Genomic DNA, 4,799 nt, shown 5'->3' with positions numbered 1-4,799 from the left:
TAAATAGATATTGATGATAAATTCGTCTATGGGCATCTCACAACTCCATTGTATTCTTGGTCGAAAACAATAGATTAGTGAGGTGCTCTTCTTTTTTCAATCACTTTCGAAGTTGAGAGTGGGGTAAATAAAGATGAAACAAAAGTATTTAGCATTAGCCTTGAGTGCTGTCTTCGCAACAGCTTTGGCAGGTTGTGGTAGCGATGATGATAGCAACTACCAACCACAGCTTCCAGACACTGAAACTCCAGATAACGGTGGCGAAACTGGCGGCGATAACGGTGGCGAAACTGGCGGCGATAACGGTGGCGAAACTGGCGGCGATAACGGCGGCGATACTGGCGGCGATACTGGCGGCGATACTGGCGGCGATACTGGCGGCGATAACGATGGTGGTGAAGGTCCAGTAGTTGGCGACGAAGAAGATAACGTTGGTGAGGCAGCTACTGATCCGCAGGCTGATACCCCAACAGTTGGTGGGCAACAGTATGTCCGCAGTGATAATGCTAAGTTTGACCGCGAGTTAAACCCCGAGACTGCTAACAGTGGTAATGCTACTGTACTTAATAGTAAGACTCTTCAAAATAAAAACCTTGATAATATTGTAGTGGGTCGTGAGACTGCAGAACGTTTGGGTGTAAAAGAATCACTATTACGCTATGTAGGTAAATCTGTAGATGGTTTTTCTGACAAAGCAGAAAGCGAGACTACTTCACTACAAGTTACGAACGCAGCAAATGGCATTAACGTTACTAGCGATGACTTCGAATTAAACGGTTTAGTTAGTATCGAAAAAGGTGATGGTAACCAATTTACTGTAACTGGCCAAGAAAATGCAGTAACAAGTATTGGTCCAATTGCAGCTGCAGGCTCTACCTTAAGTACTCGTATCTTCGGTAACAAGTCTCTAGACTTGACGAATGAGGCAAAGAAAAACAGTGCCCGCTTCTTAGGTAAAGAAGATGCTGAAGGAAATCTAAATATTGATAGTTTCGAAGATGCTAAATTTGAAACTACTAAGCTTAACCACATTCAGTATGGCCGTGTAACCTCAGTTATTGATAAGCTAGACGAAAAAGGCCTTAAGAAAGACGGTACTAAATACTATGAGTCTGAACTTGTAGCTAAAGATCCAACCAATAAAAATAATTCTGTAGATACTTACTTCTATCGCGGTACTTTCTATGAAGGTACTGCCGAGACAACTGTTGCTCAAATGGATGCGCTGCAAGCTAAAGGCGGTACAGTTGAATATGCAGGTCATGCATTAATGTATGGTATCGATAACTCGTATCATGGTGATGTTGGTAACCCAGACAGTAACTCATTTGGCGGCACTGAGAAGCCACTTGAAGGTAAAGGTAACTTCGTACAAGCTACTGTTAACATGGGTGACAGAACTGTACAAGGTAACATTTACAATGTATGGGAAGTTAAACCAACTGAAGGTGAAGCTGTCTTCCGTAAAGATAACTTAGTAGACTTTAGCGGCCAAATCTTTGGTAATACTGCTAAAGGTGAATCTAACTTATCATATGAAAAAGATAAAAAAGGTGCCTTCAAAGGTAGCTTCTATGGTGATCAAGCTCAAGAGTTCGGTGGCTCTGTAAACTCAGTCAACAAAGGTTATGGTAGTGCTGAGTGGGGCGGTGTATTCGGTGCCAATAAGGTTGAGGCTCCTGTAGTAACGCCAGATCCAAAACCAGAAGATGGCAACGCTAACCAAACTGAGTAATCATTTGTTAGATACTTAGTGCTTAACAAGCGAACGACCACCTTAGTGTGGTCGTTTGTGTATCTGATGATTGATAATTTACTGAATGGAGCAGTTATGCAATATTTGCGATACTCTAGTATGTTCGGTGCCCTGGTTTTTGTAATGGGGTATTTTTCTATAGGTGCTCAGGCAACTGAAGCCCCTCTAGCTCCGCAAGACAATTCGATAGAAGACATTAATAAGTTAATTAAGCAAGCTCGTCCAGAAAAGTTTGATAAACTTTCCACTGAGCTACCTTCTGATAGTGCAGGGCCTCAGATGAGTAAAGCAGAAACTATTGCTTATCTTAAAGCTAATCCTGACAACTTTGAGAATTTATTAGGAAGACTGCTTAAACAAGCTAATGCCGATTCTTTAGAAGAGTTGTTGCCTTATTATAAGCAAGTGCCAAACTATGATCCATCAGTGATAGATTGGGGCAATGCCATTATTGAAGCAAAAAAGGGTAATTTGGACGAAGCTGTCAGTATCTACCGTAAGATTAATGCACAGCTACCAGAAGTCAAAGTATTGAGATTTCAACTAGCGATGGCATTATTTTATAACCGACAGTTTGATGCTGCCCAGTCTGAATTTGAAAAACTACGTAGTGATGCAGTTACGGAAGATGACATACAGGTTATTAATAGGTATCTAGATGCTATTAATGCGCAAGATCGTTGGAGTTTTAATGCTTCAGTCTCGTATTTAGATGATAGTAATATCACCAACTCACCAAAACCAGGGACACAAATCTTTGGAGATGATGGATCAGTTCTTACTTATACATCCCCTCGAGAGACAGGTAAAGGGGTAAGCTTCGGTCTATATGGTGATAGAAAATGGTTATATGACAATAAGATGTATACCGCACTACATCTCAGTAGTTATGGTAAATATTATTGGGACAATAAGAATTATAATGATATAACAGCAGGCGTTGGTGCGGGAGTAGGTTATCAAAATGCCACGACCGATATAGAGTTAGTACCTTTCCATAACAAGCGTTGGTATGGGCAAGGAAGAAGTGGCGATGGAGATTTAAAAAGCTATGCTGATACTACCGGTGTAAAACTTAGTTTGAATCAGTGGTTAAGCCCCAAAGTTCGTTATCAAGGCCTAGCTCGCTACGCTAAGTCGAGCTATATCGACCGCTATGATTATAATGATGGTAAAGACTGGCTGTTAGCCAATACAGCAGTATATTTTCCGAATGGTCAACAGTTTTGGACATTTGGTGTAGACTACTCTACTAGAGACTCTGATGATGATTCTTTGGCTTATGATCGCCCAGGTCTAAGAGTAGGTTGGGGGCAAACTTGGCCAAAAGGATATACGACAAAGTTTGATTTAGGTTATGCGGAGCGCAACTACAAAGGCAAGGATTTTTTTGGTATCGAGCGTGAAAACAAAGAGTATACTGCTGGTATTACAGCGTGGAACAGAGGGTTTTCAATATTAGGGCTGACTCCAAGACTTAGTTGGGACTATAGCAAAGTTACCAGTAATTCAGCTTTTGAAGAGTACGATAAGAACGATGTTTCAGTCGAGCTAACCAAAGCATTTTAGTATTTATACTTCATAGAAATAAGAGAAAGTAATTATGTACCGCCCTTTACCACTTTTTATAGGATTGCGGTTTACTCGCTCAAAAAATGCTAATAAATTTTTATCATTTATATCATTAGTATCTATGACTGGCTTGATACTCGGTGTAGCTGCTTTAATTGTCGTAATGTCAGTACTTAATGGCTTTGAGGATGCTTTGTCTAAGAGGATTTTAGGTATGGTTCCTCAAGCTTCAATTTATGCCTCGCAGCCTTTAGAGGACTGGGCTGGCATTGCGAGCATTGTAGAAGAGAACGATCCGAATGTTATTGGCACAGCGCCTTTTGTACAAGCTCGAGGTATGTTGTCTCTAGGAGGAGAAGTCAACAGTACTATCATAAATGGGATAGAACCAGGCTCTCATGCTAACGTTTCAATCCTTAAAGAAAGCATGGTGGCTGGTGACTTTGATAGCTTAGACGCAGGTAGCAAACATATTATCTTGGGTGAATACGTAGTAGAAAAATACGGCTTAAAAATTGGCGACAAAATAGGAATTATTATTTCTAGTCCTTCTCGTTCTACAACCGGTGTTACGCCAACCTTTCATAGCTACACATTAACTGGAGTGTTCCATGTAAGTCAAGAGATAGACAAGTGGATGAGTTACATCGCTATGGATGATGCTTCTGACATAGTTAATTTGGATCACGGTGCTGCCGGTATTAGGCTTCGTTTAAAAGATGTTTTTTTATCCAAGGAAGCAGCTAAGAATGCGCAAGCTGCAGTGTCTAATACTGTTTCATTACATCAGGATCTATCTACGAAGCTTACTTTTACAAGTAATGATTGGACCCAAAGTCATGGTAGCTTGTATAGCTCTATTCGTATGCAGAAAACGATAATGTCTTTATTGTTATTTCTAATTATTTTAGTCGCCGCCTTCAATATTATCTCAACATTAGTAATGAGTGTTGTAGAGAAAAGATCTGACATAGCAATATTACGGACTTTTGGTGTCTCATCTAAGTTAGTTTCACGTATCTTTATAGTACAAGGTATGTTTATAGGGATGAGCGGCATATTGATTGGGACAGTATTCGGAGTTCTACTTTCTCTTAGTCTCCCAAGCGTTTCTTGGTGGGTAAATACAACATTTAATTTAGGTTTGTTTGATAATTATTTCGTTGAGGCTTTACCGGTTAAGCTTGAAGGTGTAGATTTATTTTTTATTCTATCATCGACCTTTGTCGTGGTTTTATTATCGACGATTTATCCTGCTTATAGTGCAGCGAATATTGAACCAGTAAAAATATTAAACAGTGAGTAGATGGATAACCGTTCCAAAAATCTTACTCAAACCTAGCTAATATTGACTATTAGATAGGTTTGACGTTTTCTTTCTGCTTCATTGTCACGCGCTATTTCTCATTTGAGATTTAGACTGACCACGACTCCACAGACTTTTTTAATTGGCGATGGAACTCACCGTCCA

At 40.0% G+C, this 4,799-nt stretch carries 3 protein-coding genes; all 3 read left to right on the top strand.

What is annotated here, in order from left to right:
• The first annotated feature begins 133 nt into the window (after positions 1-133).
• Positions 134-1,735, top strand: coding sequence for a transferrin-binding protein-like solute binding protein (locus tag JMX98_RS13385; protein ID WP_201587302.1), 1,602 nt, complete (start codon positions 134-136; stop codon positions 1,733-1,735).
• A 66-nt stretch (positions 1,736-1,801) separates the two neighbouring features.
• The gene (locus JMX98_RS13380; RefSeq protein ID WP_227680186.1) at positions 1,802-3,325 is read left to right on the top strand and encodes a surface lipoprotein assembly modifier; all 1,524 of its coding nucleotides are present in this window, start codon (positions 1,802-1,804) and stop codon (positions 3,323-3,325) included.
• Between the two features lie 34 nt (positions 3,326-3,359).
• Positions 3,360-4,634: a lipoprotein-releasing ABC transporter permease subunit gene (locus JMX98_RS13375; RefSeq protein ID WP_201587301.1), complete on the top strand. Its 1,275-nt coding sequence runs from the start codon at positions 3,360-3,362 to the stop codon at positions 4,632-4,634.
• Positions 4,635-4,799: the final 165 nt, after the last annotated feature.

The sequence above is a fragment of the Psychrobacter sp. HII-4 genome (assembly GCF_904846595.1).
Taxonomy (GTDB): domain Bacteria; phylum Pseudomonadota; class Gammaproteobacteria; order Pseudomonadales; family Moraxellaceae; genus Psychrobacter; species Psychrobacter celer.
The sequence above is the reverse complement of the archived record's forward strand: the minus strand, read 5'-3'. Positions and strand labels throughout refer to the sequence as shown.